Consider the following 22,575-nt stretch of genomic DNA (forward strand, 5'->3'; position numbering starts at 1 on the left):
TTAAGCCTGTGCTTGAATATTTAATACACACATATCCTCTGATTGATTCTCTTGTTTCTCCTTAGGTAATAAATTGTCGATCAGACGTTGAGAATAATCCCATTTCGTAGATATTAGCGTTTGTAAATGCTTCTCGGATTCCATTTCACATGGTCCCATTGCCTCTAACACACCATCCGTATATAAAATAATTTGCACATCTTCATTGTATTGAATAAATTGCTTTTGCACGTCAATCTCATCGAAAAAGCCGACTGCACAGCTTCCTCGTTTTAATGGTACGAGCGTCATTTTATCAACTAGAGCATAGCCAGAAGGATGACCAGCGTTCACATATTCAATTATTTTTTGTTCAGTATCTATAACTAAATAAATAGCTGTGAAATAAAATAGATTGTCCTCATTTCCGTTTCGCAAAAGTGTCATATATCGGTTTAACTCTTTTATAACTAATTCAGGATCTACTAATTGTTTAACGGCTTCTCTTAGGACAGAGGAAATAAACATACAAACAAGTGCTGCAGGGATACCATGTCCCATCATATCAAGCAAAATGATGGCGTATCGGTGATCGTCTATTTTATGCCAATAATACATATCCCCTGCTAAATTAGAAGAAGGTAGATATGATACTTCTATTTGAATATTAGCCTCATTTAAAGGAGCGCTCAAAAGGCTTCTTTGTACGTGTGTTGCTAGATCTAATTCGTATTGTATTTTCTTTTCTTGCTGAGTATGCCAATCTAATTCAGCCTTCAATCGTAAAGCAACTCGAATTCTAGCAAGAAGCTCGGTTTTATTAATCGGCTTTGTAATATAGTCTACTCCTCCGATATCAAGTGCTTCTGCGAGTTTGTTTTTATCTTCTAGAGCTGTGACAAAGATAATTTGAATATCTTTTAATCGTTTATTTTGCTTAATACGTTTACAGGCTTCAATGCCATCGATTTCAGGCATCATAATATCTAATAAAATCAAATCCACTGAATTTCCTGTTGGATTTGGTGCATCTAACTGTAAATAATCAAAAAGCTCATAGGCAGATGTTAGAGAAACACAGTTATCATAACCTGCATTTTTTAATACTTTTTCAATGACAAATAGATTGACCTGATTGTCATCTACAAGAAGAATAGTCATAATTATTTCCCCTTATTCTGTTTGAATTAGTGCAGATTATTATGAATGTATTAACATTATTATTATACAAAACATTAGAGAATAACGGTATTTTAACTTCCTTCAGCAGAAGTCTCCCACCTCTGTAAGTATGAGATGAATGCGGGTTTATGTTACTTTTCAGCGGGTGCCTAAACACTTGTACCTGTCGCTACGCTTTGTCACGGAAATCGGAAAGGAGTACTTAAAGGATTTTAGGCTAACTGACCTGCATCATGCTGCTGACGCTACGTTAGCACTACGCTTTCGCGCAAAAGACATCTGCAGGCCTAAACACAAAGCCGAATCCGGACGCAATTAGGCGAAGCATAATTGATGAAGTATCTTAGTAGGGCGATAAATATATGAATAAGTAAAGAGCCAACAAAAAAGAGTCAGCTCTCAAAATTTCTAGTTCTTTTCAAATTCTAGCCTTTTTAAAGCCATTATAAATATCAAATGCATTTGCGATGATGGCAATAGCAATGCTTATGAATAAAATTCTGTCTATAGCAAACAAAATCTTAGCAGAGGTCGTTCCCGTAATTGCAGCAATATAAGGTACGGCTGGACTGTGTATGAGGTCAGGATGAATAGCCATGAGGATAAAAACAATGACTCCTGTACATTGAAGAAGTGCATTAGTTACGGCGATTAACATTGTCCATTGACCAGCCTTCAATTTCCATAATGTTAAAGCGACACTTAAAACGATACAACATAAAACGATTGGAGCGAAGGACAGTAAGACATCCTGATTGAATATAGGCATAACAAATTTCAACCCGCCTTTATTGGGAGAAGTATAGATTCCTAAAAGGTAATTAGCATTAAAATAGGCAAAGGAGAAAATAGCAATGCCTAAGAAGCTTAAAATATTATCATTCAGTGAAATCGTTTTTTCTTTAGGGATTATTTTAACTTTTGCTAAATCATCCGGTGTCCATTCTGGATTATTTTTAATAAGGGGGATTCGAACGTTTTTTCCTTCAGATCGTTCGATGACAATGAAAGCAACCGTAATCCAGAACAGTACGTAAATGATTACTGAAATAATATGAGAGATAGTTATAGAAATAGTGTTAATAATAGCAGTTAGGAGTGCACCTTCTCCGTTATAAAGCACAATACTTTCTATCATCTGTACAATAATTGTAATTAAAATTGCCCAGGGAATAACTATTTTTATTGTCCTAATATAAGTGTCAAACACTTCTGGACCAATTATAAAGCGTGGTGTTTTTTGATAGCTTGCTGCAACTTCTACAGGATTACCGAGTTTATTAAGAACGTCCTTTATATCTGATTCTGAATAATCTTCAGGTAACATATCTTCAATAGTAGATTTTAGTTCTAGACTGATTTTATCACGCTTATCCTTGCTTATCCTTTTAGTTACTTCATGAATATATGCATCAATCAGATTCACTCTTTCCGTCTCCCTTCAATAATTCATGCAGTCCATTCCTTTTTTAGTTGAGCCATATGTGTGCTCACATCATTTTTCTATGCTTTACCTTTAGTTGTATCCCACTTTGTAATCACTCCCTGATGCCCTAATCAACGAGCTAACGAGAATAGTGTACTCAGTTACTGCCGACTTGCTCGAGAAGCTGAAAGGGTATAGCTAAAAAAGGTATGCAAAACCAACAAGCACTAATATTCCACCAGCCTACCTCAAGTTTTAATACTGTCAACATACAGTACCATTTGTATGTGGTAATATATGTTATTATCAAGAGCTGAAATTAATGTAAAAAAATTATGAAAAGACGTGCCTTAAAATAATTTTAGTGTAGGATGGGGATGTACATGAAAGTCGTTGAAAAATTATTGAAGGAAGAGGATTTTTTACATTTTGTTGATATTGTGGTTGGTGCTTATCCAGGAAGGATGGGTAGTTCACAGCCAACTTTCTTCTTTGTCCTTGATAAACCAACTTGCATTACAGCATTTTAGGAAGATTAATAGTATAAAGCTATTGTTCTTTTTTCATAAAGAGTGATGAGCGTACAGGTCGTTCCAGCGGCGTAATATTAATAATAAAATAGCTTACAATTAATATTAAAATAATAAGTGAATAAATTAAGGTGTTAATGGGATGATCATGTTCTACGATAATTAATCGAATCATGGCCGTAATCCCTATATATATAAAGTACCTTAGTGGAAAATGATAATTCTCTTTAAAATATTTAATAATCATAGTGATAAATTCAAAATACAAAAAGAAAATAAGAATATTAGCGAGGAAAAGCTTATAGTCTCCGCCATCGTTGTTGAAAATTAAAATTTTAAGAAATTGGATGAGTTCTTTGCAAAGTAGGAAGGATAAAATAAGTGCTAAAAGTACAAGGCAAACATTTAAAAACAATTGTAAAGACTTAGGTATAGCCTTAATTAATTGTAAATAAGTCGTGTTCTTTTGGTTCATCGAAATCCTCCAATCTTGTAAATCGTTTTAATTGAATATAAAAAACTAAATAACACATAATCATATGGTTGAGCGTCATCGTTTTATGATTTGAATATAACATTTTATCGTAAATGTATTAGGTTTAATTTGTAAAGGTTTGGTATATATTGGATTATCACCAAAAGCTGTGGATGATATTTGTTAAAACGTATGTTAAGTATATAGGTTGATTGGAGTGAAGGCTGGGCGACTCCTTGGGGATCAGCGATATAGAGGAACAAAGGCTAAAAGCATCACGTCCTGTGATAACGCCTTCGTGACCAACATCCTGCTGTTGCTGACGCTACGTTTCACTACGCTTTCGCAAAGTCAAAACATGTTGCTGACGCTACGTTAGCACTACGCTTTCGCGCAAAAAAACATCTGTTGCCCCAAGCGGCTCATCGGACGCCCCCAGGAAGCTCTGCTCTGTGCGAAAGCGAAGCGTCAGCGGCAAATGTTTTCTGTAGCGAAAGCAAAGCGACAGCTACAAAGCGCCCAGTCGGAACGGAAATCAACCACATGTTATGGTGATGAGCCTATATAATCGCGAAAGAAAGTTTTCAAAATAAATTAGCTGTATGCTAAAATAGATGTGCATGAATATAAAATTCAAAAGGGGTTTTTAAAATGGCTAATGCAGCAAAAAAAGGAAAAATTACACCAGAGCGTTTAGAGGAAGCATTGATCGTACGTGATCGTCTTGTTATCGAGTTACTAGTACAAGTTCTTGATGAAAAGCTTGTAATTGAACGTCCAGTATTACGTGAGCGTGTAGCAAACCTTGTAGACCTTTCTGATCATGATGCAGAATTAAAAGAAACGATCCACGCTGTTATTAACAAGCTATAATCTTTAGGAAAATGCTACTCTTAATTGGTAGCATTTTTTCTTTTGTTGGAAAGCTACATTTTAAAATAAAGAACAGTCAGCCAAGAGTCAAAACTGCTCGGGTAGCCTGAAGAACTGATCAGGTAAAAGTCAAAACTGCTCAGGTTAGCCCGAAGAACTGATTAGGTAAGAACCAAAATCGCTCAGTATTTGCCCTATATAAAACTCCTACAGAATAGAAAAACGAAACCAAAAGAAAAACCCAACCAAGAATATGCTCCATTCTTGGTTGGGTTTCCTTAGTTGTTAATATACTTTATCTCCATTAAAAATAGAGTTTTTCACAATTACATAATCTACATTTCGAATGGCATCAAGTTTATTGCCACCTGCGTAGGAAATAGATGATTGAAGGTCTTGCTGCATTTCGATTAAAGTATCTTTGATGCTGCCTTTATGTTCAACAAACATCTTTTTACCTTCAACATTTTTACGCTCGCCTTTTTGGAATTCAGAAGCAGATCCGAAGTATTCCTTCACAGTTTTACCTTCGATTTCAATTGTTTCGCCAGGTGACTCTTCATGACCTGCAAATAATGATCCAATCATCACCATTGAAGCACCAAAGCGAACAGATTTTGCAATATCACCATGTGTACGAATACCACCATCAGCGATAATAGGCTTCGTTGCAGCTTTTGCACACCAGCGTAGTGCGGCTAGCTGCCAACCACCTGTACCGAAACCAGTTTTGATTTTAGTAATGCATACTTTACCTGGTCCAATACCAACTTTTGTTGCATCTGCACCAGCATTTTCAAGTTCACGTACTGCTTCAGGTGTTCCTACATTACCAGCAATCACAAAGCTATTTGGTAGATGTTTTTTGATATGTTGAATCATACGAATGACAGCATTTGAATGACCATGTGCAATATCGATTGTAATAAATTCAGGCACTAAATTAGCAGCCGCTAATTCTTCAATAAAAGGATATTCCTCATTTTTTACACCAACACTAATAGATGCAATTAATCCACGACCTTGCATATCTTTGATGAAATTGATACGTGTCTCTGGATTAAAACGGTGCATGATATAAAAGTAACCGTTTTCAGCAAGCTTCGCAGCAAGACTTTCGTCGATAATTGTTTGCATGTTTGCTGGTACAACAGGAAGTTTGAATGTATGACCGCCTAAAGTAACAGAAGTATCACATTCTGAGCGACTTTCTACAATACATTTTGCGGGAATTAGTTGAATATCCTCATAGTCAAATACGTTATCCATTATAAACACTCCTAAAATACGAATATTTTTTAAGTTTTGATTTAAATCGTTCGTCATTTGGTAATTTACATTATTTTTGAGCAAATGTCAAAGCTTTTATCTAAATAAATAAAAAAACGGCAGGAAAGAACAGGAATTAAGCGAAATATAAGGATATACTATTTTGTTGTTATAGTATGGAAAATAGGGTAAGCGAATTATTTCAAAAGGAAAGTATTTAGTAAAAATCCGCAATCTTTGTAGGAAGGTAAACTATTATTGAGTGTTTTAGCTAAAATTTGTATTATTATTTGCTATCCATGTAAAATAGAATTGTTTCGGAAAATGACAAAGGGAGTGTTGGAAATGGCAGTAGAGGTCTACTTAATTTTTAATGGAAATTGTCGAGAGGCTGTATCTTTTTATGAGAAAGTTTTTAATGCGAACAAACCTGAAATTATGACATTTGGAGATTCACCACAAAATCCAAGCTATCCATTACCAGAGGAAGCAAAAGATCTTGTGATGCATACACGACTTTCGATTTTTGGTAGCACGGTAATGTTCTCAGATACATTTCCAGGCAATCCATTCACGACTGGAAATAATATAACGTTAGCCGTTGTTTCTGACGATGAGGCTCAGATGCGAAAAGCTTTTGACGGTCTTAAAGATGGTGGCAAGATTAAAATGGAGCTGCAAGAAACGTTTTGGAGTAAATGTTATGGCTCCCTTACTGATAAATTCGGTATTGAATGGCAATTTAGTTATGAGGAAAATAAATAAAGATCAATTATGCCTCGGCATAACATTGTTAATATCGAAAAGCACGATGTTTGGAAAATCTCCATTAACATCGTGCTTTTATTTTTAGTATTTAAAACGATTTACATAGCTTTGTAATTCATCAGCCATATCGAGAAGTGCTTTTGAGGCTGCAGCCATTTCCTGCATCGAGGACAACGTTTGTTCAGTTGAAGCGGCAACTTCCTCTGACGCTGCAGCATTTAATTTTGCATGATCTGTTAGCTCGATAGCTGTTGCAGAAACTTCTTCGACTACTGCTGACATCTCTTGAGCAGATGCAGATATATCCTCCATTTTCGGAGCAATATCGTGTAGGCTCTTAATAATGTTTGCAAATTTTGTACTTGTATTTTCTGTTAGCTGTAAACCATCTTGGACATCCGCTGAAGCCTTAATCATTGTTTGAACAGATTTAGCGGTATCTTGCTGAATGCCGGTAATTAGTGTAGAAATTTGCTCTGCTGATTGATGGGATTGCTCTGCTAACTTCCGTACTTCATCGGCGACTACTGCAAATCCTTTCCCATGCTCTCCAGCTCGCGCCGCCTCAATAGCAGCATTAAGGGCAAGTAGATTTGTTTGGTCTGAAATAGCACTAATAATTTCTAAAATAGATCCAATTTCTTTTGTTCGATCATAGAGAGATTTAATCATTGTATCTGATTGTGTCACAGATTCATGGATAGAAATCATTTGATTCACAGTTTGTTCTACTGCTTGCCCACCTTCATCGGCCAATTTTATAGCATGGCTAGATAAATCTGAAACCTGCATAGAGCTATCGGCTACCTCGACTACGCCTTTTGCGATTTCTTCAATAGAAACAGCATTTTGGTCAATACCTGTTGTTTGTTTTTCTGTACTGATAGCAACCTGTTGCATAGCTTCTGTAACTTGCTCTGAAGCAGCTATATTTTGTTCGGCATTTGCAGATAATCCATGCGCAGAAGTCTGTACGTGTTGGGAGCTTTGATCAACGTTACGAATAAGGTTTATTAAATTAACCTTCATTGCGATAAAGGCTTCCCCGAGCTGTCCAATCTCGTCTTTAGAATGAATGTCAATAAACTCTGTTAAATCACCCTCGCTAATTTTTATAGCGCTTTGTTTAAGTCGATTGATCGGATTAACGATCGATTTTATCATGAATAGCATAAAAATAATGCCAATAATAATAGAAACAGCAATGATTATTAAGTTGATATTAAAGGTCGAAGCAGCGGCTTTTGCGGCTTCGGCTGTAAACATTGTACCAACAACTTTCCAGCCTGTTAGCTTATTTGTAACAAATTGTAGCTGGCGATCTTTTTCTATAATGGTACCACTATCTTGTTCATAGATTTTAGTAATATAGCTTTCTGTTGCTTCAGAGCCACTTTCTTTATCTGGTTGTGCAATATAAGTTTTATTGCTATCTAAAAGTGAAGCAAAGCCCGTTTCTCCAATGCGTATATCATTCGTGATGGTACTAAGTTTAGATATATTTAAATCTAACCCTATTACCCCTGAGCCATCTGGTAAAGCTTGAGTAATCGTAAGAACGATATCACCTGTAGTTTGTGTAATATATGGAGCTGTAATAGATACTTGGTTTTTGTTATCTAAAGCTTGCTTATACCAAGGTCTCGTACGCGGATCAAACCCACTAGGGTATTTTTGAGCAGGCTCATCTAGTAGTCTGCCATCAGAGGTTCCAATATAAATTAGCTCCACCTCTGGATGCATATTGATGTATTCGTGGAAAAGAGATTTAAGTTCTGGAATTTTACCTTCTTGTAAATAAGATTGATTGAGCTTTTTTGAAAAATATTGAACGTCCTTCACTCTTGGCTCAATCGTGTTAGTAATATTCGTATTAAGCATACGCACACTTTCGGCTGCGCTTGCTTGTTGTTCTTCTGAAATTTGCTTTCCCGCACTTTGGTAAGACAGAATTCCAATTAACAGTGTTGGGATGATAAGCATTGCTAAAAATGAAAAAATGAGCTTTTTTCTTAAACTTAGTTGTTTCACTTGAATGATCCTCACTATAATATTAGTATTTTAAAACTTTGTTTTATCACCGAAAATCGAGTATATGATGATGCCTTAGTGACCAATCTCTTGTCGCTTCGCTTTCGCACAGAAAACATTTGTTGCTGTCGCTTCGCTTTCGCACAGAAAACTTTTGATAATATGCTCCTATGTTATGGTGATAAGTCTATACTTTACCGTTTGAGGTAAATAATAGACAACTAGGCTCATTTTATCAGAAATAAAATAAAAGTTAAGTATTTTGTAATAACTGTTCTTTAATTGTAGATATCATCAACTTATAATCAATTATGCCTCGGCATAATTCGTCCGGAATCGGCTTTGTGCTTAGACTAACATCCTTTATGAACTCCTTTTCGATTCTGTGACATCCGCTGAAAGAAGTTAAAACGATAACCGTTAGATATGACATATAAAGCTACTTTTTGATATATACTAATGCTCAAAAGAGGAGGGAATTGTTTCATGATTCGACAAATTGGACAAGTGATGTTATATGTAAATGATCAGGAAACTGCCGTGAAGTTTTGGACAGAAAAAGTTGGATTTGTTGTAGTTGCTGACCAGGAAGAGGGAGGAGTACGTTGGATTGAAATTTCTCCAACTAAAGAAGCCCAAACTACCTTTGTCTTACACAATAAAGAAATCATTGCGAAAATGCAGCCTGAATTAAATTTAGGGACACCTTCTATTATGTTTTATGCCGATCATATAGAAAATTTATATCAGGATTTTCAAGCAAAGGGCGTTAAAGTAGGAGATTTAGTAATGATGCCAATGGGTAGGGTTTTTAATTTTGCTGATCACGAAAATAATTATTTTGCATTAGTAGAAAAATAAACCTTGTCCTATTAGTAGGAAAAGCAAGTTCGAATCTGTCCAATTTCGATTGTTCTGCATGAAAATCGGACAGATTCTTGCTTTTTCCCCTATATAAGTGCATGCAACTTACTTTAAATCTTCTCCAAAAATCCCTACAGTTTGACGGTCAACTATAAATTCATTGCCATCCCATTTCAAAATATTTTCTATATAACCTAATCCATCGGCATGAAATCGGCCTGCTATAGCTTGATAAGCTAAAATCTCATATATTCCATCACGTTCATAGTCAACGGGATACAATCCGCTGATTGGATCTACCCATCCTTCAATAGGCTGCTTTAGTGTACCGTCTTGATTATAAATTTCTGCTAAATAATCCGGACCTTTGTATTGTAAATCAATGATATATTGTTTTTTTGGATTCATGCTACGAACGGCTACTTTGTATTGATTTTGATGATTAACGCTGTACTTTAACTTATTATTAAAAGAAACTGCATCAAAAATTGAGCGTATTTTGCCGTTTATTGAGGCAAATATTTCACCGTTGATAATGCCTCCACTACCTCCTGTGTCAGAAATAGCTAGAATATCTTCTAGATGATTGCCTGTGAAGTCACCTAAAAAAATGGTTGGGTTATAGCCGACGCTTTGTTTTAGCATTATTTTTTCGAATTGGTGCGTCTGTCCATAAAAAATAGCAAGCGTTAGTTTTTTCCACAAAGGGCTATCTGGAGTTTTAGTTCCCATCAAAAGAACAGTTTCAAGTAAGCCATCTCCGTTAATATCTCCAAATTTCGTTTGAATAACCTGAGGGGTCATAGGTGAAATGGGCATATTATTTAAGGATGGATTTATATTATTAGTCATACATGCACCTCTTTCTTTAGTGTTAGCATATGTTGTAAATATGGCTTGGTGAAAAAAAGAAGACGTATTAGTAATGGATATAAAGCTTATAAAAAAACTTGTAATTAACCCATTGACATTTTTAAATGCGAAAAGTATTATAAATGTCAACGAATCAGAAAATTCAGTACCACTCATCCTCTCGCTACTAAAATGTAGTTAGAGATTTTTTTACAACTTTAATTCTTAGTAAATATATATGTTTTATATATTTTAGGAAGAAGGAGATTTTCTTGAAGAAATTATTTGTTAAAACAAAGCAACAGCAGTATTGGCTAGATCAGCTAGCATCTATTTCTGAGCCAATCAAGGCTGAGGCTAAAGAAGTAGATGAACAATCTCGTTTTCCATTCGAAGCACATAAACTACTTCTGCAAATTGGTTATCCAAAACTAACTTTACCGAAAGAATATGGCGGTGAAGGTTTATCAGTCTATGATATGGTACTCGTTCAAGAAACGTTAGCAAGCTATGACGAGAATGCTTCACTCTCACTAGGATGGACATTAGGCGTTGTAGGCGAAATATATGAGAAAAAGCTTTGGTCAGACGATTTACTAAGGTCATTTGCTCAGGAAATAAAGAACGGTGCCATTATAAATAGGGCCGTGAGTGAAGCGGCAACTGGGAGTCCAACACGTGGAGGGCGACCAGGAACATATGCTGTTTCAAGAGAGGAAGGGTGGCTCTTAAACGGACGTAAAATCTTTACGACAGCCTCTCCGGTGCTAGATTATTTCTTAACATCAGCGTGGATTGAGGAAAAAAATCAAATTGGTTTTTTCCTTATTCATAAAGATGCTCAAGGGCTTTCAATTGAAGAAAACTGGGAAATGTCTGCAATGCGAGGCACAAGTAGCCACGACCTAGTTTTAAAGGATGTAATTGTCCCTGCAAATCATTTAGTAGAGTTACCGAGTCACCCAAGTGGTGGAAAGATAAATGGTTGGATTCTACATATCCCAGCAACATACTTAGGTATTGCGCAAGCAGCTCGTGATTATGCACTGTATTTTGCAAATCATCATCAACCTAATAGCTTGAATGCTCCGATTAGTACATTACCAAATGTGCAGCAGCTTCTAGGCGATATTGAATTGAAGTTACAACAAGCACGTTTTGTACTATATGGAGTTGCCGAGGCTTATGATGACCCATCTAGACGTGAGCTTTTAGCAAATGAAATGGCAGTTGCTAAGCATACCGTAACAAATTTGGCGATTGAAATCGTCGATAAGGCAATGCGTGTAGTAGGTGCGAAAAGCTTACAATTAACAAATCCATTACAGCGCTATTATCGAAATGTTCGTGCAGGACTTCATAATCCACCGATGGATGATATGACAATTATTAAATTGGCAAATGCTGCAATAGAACAGCAAAAATCGAATGAAAATCAATGACAAAACCATGGAGAAAAAGGGGACATGATATATGTTTAAACATAAGAAAAAGATTTTTCAATTGGCAGCAATCGGGTTGGCTTCACTTGCTATTTTAGCGGGCTGTAATTCAGGTGAAGCTTCAGATAAAAATTCAGAGGATGGCGCGAAAGTACGTACAGTGAAGGTTGCATTTGACCAGGCGTCTAAGCCAATTAGTTATCTAGATGATAACGGAAATCCAACAGGCTACGATGTGGAAGTCATGAAGCTGGTGGATGAGATGTTACCTGAATATAAGTTTGAATTTGTAGGCACGACTAGTGATGATTTACTAATTGGCGTTGAGCAGGGGAAATATCAAGTAGGAGTAAAAAATGCCTTCTTTACGCAAGAACGTACAGAGAAGTTTATTTTCCCTAAAGAATTTTTAGGCTTAAGTAGTGCGGGTTTAGTATTACGTAAAGAAGATGAAGGTATAAAAACTTTAGCCGACTTTGCAAAAAAAGGTTATTCATTAGCACCAATTGCTGCGAATAATGCTCAATACACAATTATTGATGAATATAATAAAGCAAATCCAGATAATAATGTGAAATTACAGGCTGGAGATGCGTTCACTGTTGATGTTGTGCAATGGGTAAATGAAAAACGTGTCGATGGCGGTGTCATGATTGAAGGTCCATTTAAACAACAAGTTTTAGCAGAAGATGGCCCATATCATAATTTAAAGGATGACGTAGTTTACAACGAATTTGCCGTTATTAAAACATGGCCGCTGTTTAATAAAAAGGAACAAGAATTTGCAGATGCTTACGATAAAGCTATAGCGAAAATTAAAGAGCAAAAGAAAACAAATGAATTAAGCACTAAGTTTTACGGTCGAGATTTATTTGAAGTGTTAGATTCTGTAAAGCGCTAATAGGCGGTAGCTGATCAAAGGAGACTCCTCTTTAGAAGAGAAAGTGTTAGCAGCTACTACCAAATAAAAGGCTGTTGAGTCAGTATACTCAGCAGTCTTTATTAACTTCTTTCAGCTGAAGTCGAGGTGTCCAAACATCTGTACCTGTCGCTACGCTTTCGGTACAAAAAACATTTGTTGGCCTAAAGCCTCCGGCGGATGTCACAGAATCGGAAAGGAGTTCTTTGTGCAAACACAAAGCCGATTCTGGCCGCAATTATGCCGAGGCATAATTGATTAGAAAGAGAATTATATAAAAGTTGGTGAGGAAATGGAGAAGTATTTTGATGCATCATACATTTGGAACTCAATTCCTTTATTATTGCCGTTTTTAAAAGTTACCTTCTTGGTGGCAGGATCTTCCATTGTGCTAGGCACAATATTTGGCTTACTACTAGCTGCTGCTAAGTTAAGTTCAATAAAATTGCTGCGAAAATTGGCGAATTTATATACAACGATTATGCGTTGTACACCATCTATCGTCTTATTATTCCTCGTATATTATGGTGTTCCAGCGTTAGCGGAAAACTTCGGCATAAATCTCCATTCAATCGAAACAGCCATTTTCGTAGTCGTAACGTTCACTTTACAGTTTGCGGCGATTATGTCAGAAGTTATTCGTTCTGCTTATTTAGCGATTGATAAAGGACAATTTGAAGCGGCTGTTAGTGTGGGATTAACGCCATTTCAGGCCTATCGACGTATTATTTTCCCACAGGCACTCGTTATCGCTTTACCGAACTTCGGGAATGGAATGATTGCCTTATTACAAGAAGGAGCGCTCGCTTATACAATCGGCTTAATTGATATTGTCGGAAAGGCAAATTTAATTATTGCAAGTAATATTAATGCACATGCATTAGAAATATATATTGCTTTAGCGATTGTTTATTGGGTACTGTCGATTATTATAGAAAAATTCTTCGCTATGCTAGAAAGGTTCTTTGGTAAGGGGAAAAAGACATTAGAAACAACGTAAGGAGGCGTAACCATGAATTATCAATTTTTAGTTGAAACATTTTTTGTTGCATTATCAGGTGTACCTATCGCACTCCTTGTGACAATCGTTGCTATGCTTGTTGCTCTACCACTTGGCTTTCTACTAGCCCTAACACGAATCAATAAAATCCCTTTGATCCATCATATAGCAAAAATTTATGTCTCCTTTGTCCGAGGTACACCTATAATTATTCAAATCTTTATTATTTATAGTAGTATCCCATTACTACTTAAAATGATTTTTGAAAAATATAATATTGCTTACGATATTTATAAAATCAATCCGATTTGGTATGCATTTATCGTCTTCGCATTTAGTACAACGGCCATATTAATTGAGGTATTTCGTTCTGCTTTAAGTACGATTGAAAAAGGTCAGCTAGAGGCTGCTCATGCAGTAGGCTTAACGACATTTCAAGCCTATCGCCGTATTATTATTCCACAGGCTTTAGTAGTAGCCATGCCAAATATTTGTACAGCTACAGTCAATCTCATTAAAGCGACGTCTTTAGGCTATGCAATGTCCTTACCTGAAATTACATTAAAGGCTAAGGTGGCTGCAAATGTTGGCTACAATTACGTAGAAGCATATATTGATATTTTCATTGTGTACTTAATTTTATGTAGTACGATTGAATACATTTTTAAACGATATGAAAAACATTTAAGTAAATTCAAAGTGGCAAAAGCCTAAGGGGTGAACGAGTATGTTAGAAATTAAAAATATTCATAAATCATTTGGTGACAATGAAATTTTAAAGGGTGTCGATTTAGCCATTGATAAAGGTGATGTTGTTGTTATTTTAGGCCCAAGTGGCTCAGGAAAAACAACATTATTACGTTGCATTAACTTTTTAGAGAAGGCTGACCAAGGACATGCGACATTCGGTGATATCCAAGTAGATTTTCAAAATGTGAAGAAGAAGGACGTACATTCGATTCGTCAACGTGTAGCCTTTGTATTTCAAAACTATAATCTTTTCACGAATAAAACAGCGCTAGAAAATGTTACAGAAGGGCTTATTATAGGACGTAAAATTCCGAAGGCAGAAGCGATTGAAATTGGCAAAAAGGCGCTTGATAAAGTAGGCTTATCAGAAAAATATGATGCCTATCCAAGTCAATTGTCAGGAGGTCAGCAACAGCGAGTTGGTATAGCACGAGCAGTAGCATTAAATCCTGATATTATTTTATTTGATGAACCGACTTCTGCGCTTGATCCTGAACTAGTAGGAGAGGTCCTTCAGGTTATGAAGAACATTGCAGCAGAAGGAACAACGATGCTTGTGGTCACACATGAAATGGGCTTTGCGAAAGACGTAGCAAACCGAGTGATTTTTATGGACGGTGGTGTCGTTGTAGAAGAAGGAAGTCCTCATGATATATTTGTTAATCCGAAAGAGGAGCGCACGAAGAAATTCTTAAAACGTGTTCTTCCAGAGGATTATACGTACTACATTTAACTTCTTGCAGAAGTTAAAGCCTCCGGCGGATGTCACGGATTCAGCAAGGAGTTCTTTGTGCAAACACAAAGCCGAATCCGGACGCAATTATGCCGAGGCATAATTGATAGAACAAAAGAAGAGAATCTGTAAGCCTGCAATTGAGGCATGCAGATTCTCTTTTTGTAAAAATTAAAGATCTAAAAAATGTGTTAACTCGTTAATGGAATAGATATGCAATTCGTGCATAGCTCGTGTACAAGCTGTGTAGAAATAATTACGTTCTGTTTCTCTAGAATAATTAGCTGCGGAGGCATTGTATATCAAGACAGCATCGAATTCAATGCCTTTTGCCATATAAGCTGGTAACAGTAAAATGCCTTTTTTAAATTGCTTTGTATTATGGGTAATGAGTTGAATATCTACTTGGTCTTTCATTTTTTCAAAAACCATCGTACACTCTTGCTCTGTTTTACAGATGACTGCAATCGTTTCGAAATTTTGGGACAAGCTGTTAATCTTTTCAACAAGCTGTTCAATTAAATCTATTTCACTCGGCACAATTGTGATAGTTGGTTCGGGACCAGTTCTATTAAAGGCTTCTACTTTGGCGCCCTCATGTAAAATCTTCGAAGTAAGGTGAATAATTTGTTTTGTTGAGCGATAACTTTTCGTTAATATCATTTTTTCTGCTTGTTCACCATACAATTGTGGCGTTAGCAGTGAAGGGTTTTTAAAGGTATGAGGATGGATGGTTTGATGTCCATCGCCCAATATAGTCATACGTGCACGTGGGAATAATTGTTGTAATACAAATAGCTGAAATGGAGAATAGTCTTGGGCTTCATCAATTAAAACATGACGAATCATCGTATTTGTTCGTTGACCTTCTATTTTGTCCTGTAAGTATAAAAATGGAGCGGCATCTTCATACGAAATAATGCGCTTTGCTAGATTTGGGAGTGTATGTTGACAGATTTCTTCCCAATCGTCAGGTAAAAGGTTCTGCAATTGCTGATGAATAGATGTGTTTATTTCAAACAATTGACGATAAATGCCTAATATATGAACGAACTTTAATTGTTTCACAGATTGACGAAGTGGCTTGAACTGTTTTTTGACAATTTGGATGGCTAATTTCTTGCGTTCTTGCTCGAAATCATCAAAAGAGTTTTCTGAAAACCGACCTTCATGTAAAAGCTCGCTATAGGTTTTTGTATACTCTTCAATGTCTAAAAGTTCACTAGCTTCTTCTACCCATTCTTTCGCCCGTTCTGCCTTTTCTATTTTCGATAATTGTTGTAATAACCATTCTTTCACTAACTGCAGTCGATTTGGGATAGGCATTGTGGCGTTGAACGAATAAAAGTACTCAGCGATTTCTTGAGCTGTAATAACTCTTTCTCCGCGAAAAACAATATTTTTAAACAGCATACCTTCATGTGCAAGGTACTCTATATATTTGTCCATCAATTCTCTATAGTGAAGGCTAGCTTTAAAAGAAATAATCGAAAGCTTTGTTTGGTAGAGAGAGTCATCTTGCTCTGTTAAAAGTGACTCTAATTGCTCATAAGGATATTCCAATTGGAACTGTCGACCTAAACGTTTTGTTGCATATTCGGAGAAGGTTAATTGCTGCATATTATCTTCACCTAAATCCGGTAAAACGGTATTAACATATTGATTAAAAAGCTGATTAGGTGTAATTAATAAAATTTGATCCGCGCTAATTTGGTCTCGATAATGATATAACAAATAAGCAACACGTTGTAGAGCAACTGCCGTTTTTCCACTACCCGCGACGCCCTCTACGATTAGATAAGGCGTGTTGACATGTCGAATAATTTTATTTTGCTCAGCTTGAATCGTTGCTACGATGCTACGGATATGTTCATTTGCATTTTGAGCGAGAATATCGAGTAATAAATCATCACCAATAGTTAAACCTGTATTAAACATCGATTGTAATTGACCATTCTTAATGATAAATTGTCGTTTTACGAGCATCTCACCTTGAATTTCTTCAGTCGCCGTTTCATAAGTAGCTGGGCCAGGCGTGTAATCATAATACATACTTGCTATAGGAGCTCGCCAATCATAAATTAATATGTTTTCATCCTCTTCATCCATTAAGGTTGCTACACCGATATAAATCTTTAAAGGTTCATTATGATCATCCTGTAAAAAATCAATGCGAGCAAAATAGGGTGAATGCTGTAAACGATCATAAATTTTTACATCTTTGATGACACGTTTCTGAGCATGCTGGGAATCAGATAAGAGCTCTGCCTGCTGTTTAATAGCATAAAAGGTCTCGTCTAGATCCTCTGGCGTATCTAAATTTACTCTAACGTCGTCCCAAAAGGTTTTCTTTAATGTTAAAACATTGTCTCTAACATCTTTTTCCTTTTGTAGTAACTCCTCTTTTTTGTGACCAACTGTGTTTAAACAAAGAACAAGATACTGTTTTTCTTCTGTCCATTCATATTGCTTTTCCAACGTTACTCACATTCCTCTCAATATGGATTTAGAATCGGGAAATTTATCATACAGCTAGTTCAGAAAGAAGTATAGTCTAGTAATATTGGCAAATTTATGATATAATAAAGATATAAGAGAAAATCAATTTTTTAATAAAAAGGCTGTTCCAAAAAAAGTTGGAGCAGTCTTTTTTGTAGTCTGATTTCCCCTTTTGAAGAATGTTGCTTTTTATGGATAGTTTCCGAAATTTTGGTATGACATCATGTATATAAGTTGATCTCCGTTCCGGCAGGACGCTTTCCTTGGGTGTCTGGTGAGGTGTGGTGTTCTTAGTCGCCGTTCTCGTACTTGCTCGCTCCAGGGCCCCATCTGTGACCCGAGAAGTCGCTCAGCCTCTGCTTGACTTATGTTCGTGGTATACATTTCAAAAAAATATGTCGGATTTATATCATTTTTACCCTCAAAAATTAATCCCTATACGTTAGAGTTAAGTTGATGATTGATTTTTGATGAAAACAGCTTCATGAGTAAGGGGGGGCGTTTATCGCTAACTAAAGAATATGTTTCTAGAAACGATATAGACATTTGAAAGGGGGTGGGAAAATGAAGGTGATATTTACAGTTGGGTTACCCGGAAGTGGCAAGAGTACGTTTGTTAAAGGGCTAGCGAAAAGCGAAAATGCAGTTATTCTTTCAAGTGATGCTATACGTCAAGAGTTATTTGGTGACGTTTCAAGGCAAAAATCACGAATAGTATTTCGTGTTTTGTATGAGCGTTTAAATGAATTTGTGGCTAAAGGTCAATCTGTCATTGTTGATGCGACAAATATCGAACGGGAACGTAGGATGTTTGCACTGAGTAAATTGTCTGGTGATGTGAAGGTTGTATGCTATTATTTTGATACTCCTTATACTTTGTGTATATCAAGAAATCAACAAAGAAAGAGGAAAGTTCCGTTAGTGATAATGGATAAAATGAGAAAGAATTTAGAGTTTCCGATATTGGGAGAAGGGTTTGAAGAGGTGCATATTGTACATGAAGCGAGTCCATATGAAATCTCAAAAGAGCAATTTCTTTCACTAATCCAAAGCGAACCCACATATGAAGAGCTTTTTCAAAAGTTGAGAGCGGTCCAACCATTTAAAGAGATTTATCAATTTAATCAAGAAAATCCTTATCATCAATTTTTACTTTGCCAGCATACGTATTTTGTTTATGAATATATGAACGAATACTATATGGAGAGTGACAAGTTAGCGCTACAAATGGCTGCTTTATTCCATGATGTAGGCAAACCGTTTTGTAAAAAATATAAAGAATTACAACAAAGATATGGATATTATGGACATGAAAATGTATCTGCTCAAATGGTATGCCATTTTTTATTAGAGCTTGGCTTTGAAGAAGACTTTGTTTTAAAGGTTGTTAATTTAGTGCAATTTCATATGTTAATTCAATATGGGGGCGATAGGGGATCAAGTAAGATTTATCATTTATTAGATGGTGACTTATTAACAAAGCTTTATTTCTTTCGTGAAGCAGATCAATTTGCGAAGTAGATGTAAACAAAGGAAGTGAGTTTATGACCAATTTGATGAAGTATCCAAGAAGCTTTCATTTGCCGTGGAGTAGAGGATATACACATGATGACAAGGTTGCTAAAAATGTTGATCATTTTATTGGAAAAGAGGTAGTTGTAACCGAAAAATTAGACGGAGAAGGAACAACGCTTTATCAAAACTATATGCATGCTAGGAGCTTAAATTCAGGAGATCATCCGTCGAGGCATTGGGTGAAAACGTTTCATGCTACATTTGCCTTCCAGATTCCAGAAGGTTGGAGATTATGTGGCGAAAATATTTATGCAAAGCACTCCATTTACTACAATGAGTTAACTAGTTACTTTTATTTATTTAGTATTTGGAACGAAAAAAATATTTGTTTAAGCTGGGATGAAACAGTTCGTTATGCAGCTGAATGGGGGATTGAAACGGTACCTGTATTATATCGAGGTATTTTCGATGAAGAAAAAATAAAGAAGACGTTTACAGGAAGATCACTTCTTGGGGGTGAGCAGGAAGGATATGTTATTAGAAATGCGGATGCCTTCCATTATGATGATTTTCGATATAACCTAGGGAAATTTGTGAGACAGAATCATGTTCGAACAAGCGAACATTGGTTAAATGAAGAAGTGATTCCTAATCAATTGAAATAAGGATGATTTGAAAAGGTAAAGTATACCTAACTATAAAACAAAGGACTGAGAACAATGTAATTCTTAAATATGAAACTAATAATATATAATGAATATGAGGAAGTGCAGTGGTAGTGCGTCCCTTTATAGGATAGGGATTTTACAGGTTCGATTCCTGTCATCCTCACTAAATGAAATGCGTCGATATTGAAGCATGTCCACTATACAAAAAAAGAACTCCTGAAAAATGGGAGTTCTTTTTTGTAGCTTTTTATTTTGTATAGTTATCGAAATAACCTTGAATATAAATCATTGGTGTTCCTTTATCACCTGAACCAGAAGTTAGGTCAGATAGTGAACCAATTAGGTCTGTTAAACGACGAGGTGTTGTACCTTGAGCGGCCATTTGCCCAGTTAAATCTTCGTCTTTGTTTTGGATATACTCAGAAATTGCTGTTTTTAATTCTTCGCCGCGAAGATCCGCAAAATCGTTATCTGCTAAGTATTTTAGTTTTACTTCGTTTGGCGTACCATCTAATCCAGCAGTGTAAGCTGGTGAAACAACTGGGTCAGCTAACTCCCAAATCTTGCCTACAGGATCTTTAAATGCACCATCACCATAAACCATTACTTCAACTGTTTTCCCAGTTGCTTCTTTGATTTTTGCTTGGATGCCATCAACGATTGGTTGGCAAGTATGTGGGAATAATTTCACGTTATCTTCAGTAGCTTTATTTGAACCAAGTAGACCATACTCCGCATTGAAGCCAGAACCGTTATTAGATACAGATAAAATATTATCAAGACTGTATACTTTTTCAGCGCCATTTGCCGTTAAAATACGTTTCGTACGTAAGCGTGTATGTATATCACAAGTTAATACACTCTTCGTAAAGTCTAAAATTGTTTTTGGGTTATTTGAAAAGATAACTTCACAAGAAGCACCTTCAGCTTCGATCAGCTCTTTATAATATTCGATATAATCTACACCTGTAAATGTATGTTTTTTATAGCCGAAATGCTCACGGAATTCAACCTCAGTTAAAGTATCTGTCCAAGGATTAATCCCTTTGACATCTAGCTCATCGATATCAACTAGGTGATTCCCAACCTCATCAGATGGATAGCTAAGCATAAGAACAACCTTTTTTACGCCTTTTGCAATACCACGTAAGCAGTTAGCAAAACGATTACGGCTTAGAATTGGAAAAATAACACCAACAGTATCATCACCAAATTTAGCAGCTACGTCAGCTGCGATATCATCAATGGATGCATAGTTACCTTGTGCACGCGCTACGACAGATTCTGTTACTGTGACAATGTCACGATCTTCAATGGAATAGCCTTCAATCTTTGCTGCATTTAATACTGTATCAACAACGATTTGCTCAATATTATCGCCTTCGTTAATAATTGGACCACGAAGACCTCTTACTACTGTACCAACTACACGTTCCAAAATAATCTCTCCTTATTAATAAGTAAATGTATGATTAATAGTTATGCCTCGGCATAATTGCGTCTAGAATCGGCTGTGGGCTTCACAAAGCACACCTTGTCGATTCGTTTTCGCTAACTGAAAAAAGTTAAATATTGTGAAATTAAACCGATATGGTTTTACTATACGCCCCTTTAGTGATATAAGTAAAATTAATAGTTCGTATAATAGCTATAAGAGGTGCTTATATGATAGGGAAATTAGATTTATATCGTGTATTTAGTATTGTTGCTAAAAATAATAGCTTTTCAAGTGCTGCTAAAGATTTATATATGACTCAACCAGCTGTTAGCCAAGCTATGATGCAATTAGAAAAAGAGCTTGGCACACGTCTTTTTAATCGCACACCTAAAGGGGTGACGTTAACAACTGAAGGTTGTCTTCTATACGAGTATACGAATTCAGCGTTAGGCCTTTTAGATGCGGGTGAGGAAAAGTTGCTAGAATTTAAAAATTTAACAACAGGTCAGTTGAAAATTGGTGTAGGGGATACTATTTCGCGGTTCTTTTTAATGCCGTATCTAGAGGCGTTTCATACAATGTATCCAAATATAAAATTACAAATGTTAAATGGAACGACTTCGGAAATCTGTAACTTTATTAAATCTGGTGAGGTTGATATAGGACTTTGTAATTTTCCGATAGAAGATTCGACATTACAGTTAACCGCTTGCACAGAGGTTCAAGATATTTTTGTATGTGGTGAGAAGTACAAAACGTTGGCGTCAATAAGCATAAGCTTTGAGGATTTGTTAAAGTTTCCACTTGTTTTTTTAGAGAAAAAATCAAATTCAAGAAAGTACGTAGAAGATTATTTATTTGCAAGAGGAATCCGCATTGAACCTGAGTTTGAGCTTGGCTCGCATGATTTAGTACTGGAATTTGCACGTAGTAACTTAGGGATTGCCTGTGTAACGAAAGAATTTTCTAAGGATTATTTGCAGCGAGGACTTTTATATGAGCTGACATTAACAGAAAGTATTCCAACACGAAGCATTGGCATGTGTTATTTGAAAAGCGTACCTTTATCTCGAGCAGCGTTGAAATTTGTAGAAATTATTGAGCATAAGCAGGAGCGTAAACGTCTAAATCCAAGAATTATAAAATGAGCTTAGCGAGTAGTAAAACTCTAACATTCAAGTGCTGAAAAACAAAATGGACAAGGGAATCTTTGCGAATATTGAGGTTTAAATGAGGGTGTTTTCCGTTCCAGACTAATAGATTTCGTTTGGGTGAAGTCGAGCCCCTTCCTTTGGTTATGTTAGTTGCTGTCGCTTCGCTTTCGCACAAAACAAACTTGCTGAAGTTTAGTTCATCACTATA

The 22,575-nt window shown here is 36.1% G+C and carries 21 protein-coding genes and 1 tRNA gene; 14 read left to right on the plus strand and 8 right to left on the minus strand.

The window, feature by feature from the left end; all coding sequences use genetic code 11:
- Both AC1DCY_RS06325 and AC1DCY_RS06330 read right to left on the minus strand, forming a co-directional pair.
- A complete protein-coding gene (locus AC1DCY_RS06325; RefSeq protein ID WP_477348483.1) occupies positions 1-1,140 on the minus strand; it encodes a SpoIIE family protein phosphatase in 1,140 nt (379 codons plus the stop codon).
- 439 nt (positions 1,141-1,579) lie between these two features.
- Positions 1,580-2,587 (minus strand): HAAS signaling domain-containing protein, encoded by a 1,008-nt coding sequence (locus tag AC1DCY_RS06330; RefSeq protein WP_477348485.1) that lies wholly within the window; start codon positions 2,585-2,587, stop codon positions 1,580-1,582.
- 383 nt (positions 2,588-2,970) lie between these two features.
- On the opposite strand from AC1DCY_RS06330, the gene AC1DCY_RS06335 reads away from it, so the two are divergent.
- Entirely contained in the window at positions 2,971-3,117 is a 147-nt protein-coding gene (locus AC1DCY_RS06335; protein WP_477348487.1) for a hypothetical protein, read from the plus strand.
- Between the two features lie 19 nt (positions 3,118-3,136).
- Here the strand turns inward: AC1DCY_RS06335 and psiE are convergent, their stop codons facing one another.
- On the minus strand, positions 3,137-3,592 hold the full coding sequence (gene psiE, locus AC1DCY_RS06340; protein ID WP_477348489.1) for a phosphate-starvation-inducible protein PsiE: 456 nt from the start codon (positions 3,590-3,592) through the stop codon (positions 3,137-3,139).
- Between the two features lie 408 nt (positions 3,593-4,000).
- Between psiE and AC1DCY_RS06345 the strand changes: the two genes are divergently transcribed.
- Both AC1DCY_RS06345 and AC1DCY_RS06350 read left to right on the plus strand, forming a co-directional pair.
- A complete protein-coding gene (locus AC1DCY_RS06345) occupies positions 4,001-4,147 on the plus strand; it encodes a hypothetical protein (protein WP_477348491.1) in 147 nt (48 codons plus the stop codon).
- A 96-nt stretch (positions 4,148-4,243) separates the two neighbouring features.
- Positions 4,244-4,465 carry a phosphate-starvation-inducible protein PsiE gene (locus AC1DCY_RS06350; protein WP_477348493.1) on the plus strand — a complete coding sequence of 74 codons (222 nt, stop codon included), beginning with the start codon at positions 4,244-4,246 and terminating at the stop codon, positions 4,463-4,465.
- A 285-nt stretch (positions 4,466-4,750) separates the two neighbouring features.
- On the opposite strand, the gene guaC is transcribed toward AC1DCY_RS06350, so the two are convergent.
- On the minus strand, positions 4,751-5,734 hold the full coding sequence (gene guaC, locus AC1DCY_RS06355; protein WP_477348495.1) for a GMP reductase: 984 nt from the start codon (positions 5,732-5,734) through the stop codon (positions 4,751-4,753).
- A gap of 345 nt (positions 5,735-6,079) precedes the next feature.
- Between guaC and AC1DCY_RS06360 the strand changes: the two genes are divergently transcribed.
- A complete protein-coding gene (locus AC1DCY_RS06360; RefSeq protein WP_477348497.1) occupies positions 6,080-6,499 on the plus strand; it encodes a VOC family protein in 420 nt (139 codons plus the stop codon).
- 84 nt (positions 6,500-6,583) lie between these two features.
- Here the strand turns inward: AC1DCY_RS06360 and AC1DCY_RS06365 are convergent, their stop codons facing one another.
- Positions 6,584-8,533: a methyl-accepting chemotaxis protein gene (locus tag AC1DCY_RS06365; RefSeq protein WP_477348499.1), complete on the minus strand. Its 1,950-nt coding sequence runs from the start codon at positions 8,531-8,533 to the stop codon at positions 6,584-6,586.
- A 486-nt stretch (positions 8,534-9,019) separates the two neighbouring features.
- Here AC1DCY_RS06365 and AC1DCY_RS06370 point away from each other — a divergent pair, with 486 nt between their 5' ends.
- On the plus strand, positions 9,020-9,394 hold the full coding sequence (locus tag AC1DCY_RS06370; protein ID WP_400937570.1) for a VOC family protein: 375 nt from the start codon (positions 9,020-9,022) through the stop codon (positions 9,392-9,394).
- Between the two features lie 108 nt (positions 9,395-9,502).
- Here AC1DCY_RS06370 and AC1DCY_RS06375 read toward each other — a convergent pair whose 3' ends face one another.
- Positions 9,503-10,249 carry a hypothetical protein gene (locus tag AC1DCY_RS06375; RefSeq protein ID WP_477348502.1) on the minus strand — a complete coding sequence of 249 codons (747 nt, stop codon included), beginning with the start codon at positions 10,247-10,249 and terminating at the stop codon, positions 9,503-9,505.
- A 272-nt stretch (positions 10,250-10,521) separates the two neighbouring features.
- On the opposite strand from AC1DCY_RS06375, the gene AC1DCY_RS06380 reads away from it, so the two are divergent.
- The 5 genes from AC1DCY_RS06380 to AC1DCY_RS06400 all read left to right on the plus strand — a co-directional run bounded on the left by AC1DCY_RS06380 (position 10,522) and on the right by AC1DCY_RS06400 (position 15,093).
- Complete coding sequence (locus tag AC1DCY_RS06380) at positions 10,522-11,691, plus strand: acyl-CoA dehydrogenase family protein (RefSeq protein ID WP_477348504.1); 1,170 nt, start codon at positions 10,522-10,524, stop codon at positions 11,689-11,691.
- Between the two features lie 31 nt (positions 11,692-11,722).
- Positions 11,723-12,592: a transporter substrate-binding domain-containing protein gene (locus tag AC1DCY_RS06385; RefSeq protein ID WP_477348506.1), complete on the plus strand. Its 870-nt coding sequence runs from the start codon at positions 11,723-11,725 to the stop codon at positions 12,590-12,592.
- A gap of 310 nt (positions 12,593-12,902) precedes the next feature.
- Positions 12,903-13,610, plus strand: coding sequence for an amino acid ABC transporter permease (locus tag AC1DCY_RS06390; RefSeq protein ID WP_477348508.1), 708 nt, complete (start codon positions 12,903-12,905; stop codon positions 13,608-13,610).
- A gap of 12 nt (positions 13,611-13,622) precedes the next feature.
- The gene (locus AC1DCY_RS06395; protein WP_477348510.1) at positions 13,623-14,324 is read left to right on the plus strand and encodes an amino acid ABC transporter permease; all 702 of its coding nucleotides are present in this window, start codon (positions 13,623-13,625) and stop codon (positions 14,322-14,324) included.
- A 13-nt stretch (positions 14,325-14,337) separates the two neighbouring features.
- Positions 14,338-15,093: an amino acid ABC transporter ATP-binding protein gene (locus tag AC1DCY_RS06400; RefSeq protein WP_049662729.1), complete on the plus strand. Its 756-nt coding sequence runs from the start codon at positions 14,338-14,340 to the stop codon at positions 15,091-15,093.
- A 171-nt stretch (positions 15,094-15,264) separates the two neighbouring features.
- Here the strand turns inward: AC1DCY_RS06400 and helD are convergent, their stop codons facing one another.
- Complete coding sequence (helD, locus tag AC1DCY_RS06405) at positions 15,265-17,571, minus strand: RNA polymerase recycling motor HelD (RefSeq protein WP_477348513.1); 2,307 nt, start codon at positions 17,569-17,571, stop codon at positions 15,265-15,267.
- Positions 17,572-18,156: 585 nt separating this feature from the next.
- Between helD and AC1DCY_RS06410 the strand changes: the two genes are divergently transcribed.
- The 3 genes from AC1DCY_RS06410 to AC1DCY_RS06420 all read left to right on the plus strand — a co-directional run bounded on the left by AC1DCY_RS06410 (position 18,157) and on the right by AC1DCY_RS06420 (position 19,938).
- Complete coding sequence (locus AC1DCY_RS06410) at positions 18,157-19,113, plus strand: AAA family ATPase (protein WP_477348515.1); 957 nt, start codon at positions 18,157-18,159, stop codon at positions 19,111-19,113.
- A gap of 23 nt (positions 19,114-19,136) precedes the next feature.
- Positions 19,137-19,772, plus strand: a complete 636-nt coding sequence (locus tag AC1DCY_RS06415; RefSeq protein ID WP_415731941.1) for an RNA ligase family protein — start codon at positions 19,137-19,139, stop codon at positions 19,770-19,772.
- A gap of 96 nt (positions 19,773-19,868) precedes the next feature.
- Positions 19,869-19,938 (plus strand) — tRNA-Tyr (locus tag AC1DCY_RS06420).
- 84 nt (positions 19,939-20,022) lie between these two features.
- On the opposite strand, the gene AC1DCY_RS06425 is transcribed toward AC1DCY_RS06420, so the two are convergent.
- Positions 20,023-21,213, minus strand: a complete 1,191-nt coding sequence (locus AC1DCY_RS06425) for a coenzyme F420-0:L-glutamate ligase (RefSeq protein WP_477348518.1) — start codon at positions 21,211-21,213, stop codon at positions 20,023-20,025.
- Positions 21,214-21,440: 227 nt separating this feature from the next.
- Here AC1DCY_RS06425 and AC1DCY_RS06430 point away from each other — a divergent pair, with 227 nt between their 5' ends.
- Complete coding sequence (locus AC1DCY_RS06430; RefSeq protein ID WP_477348520.1) at positions 21,441-22,361, plus strand: LysR family transcriptional regulator; 921 nt, start codon at positions 21,441-21,443, stop codon at positions 22,359-22,361.
- Positions 22,362-22,575: the final 214 nt, after the last annotated feature.

The sequence above is a fragment of the Lysinibacillus sp. 10T31 genome (assembly GCF_056394365.1).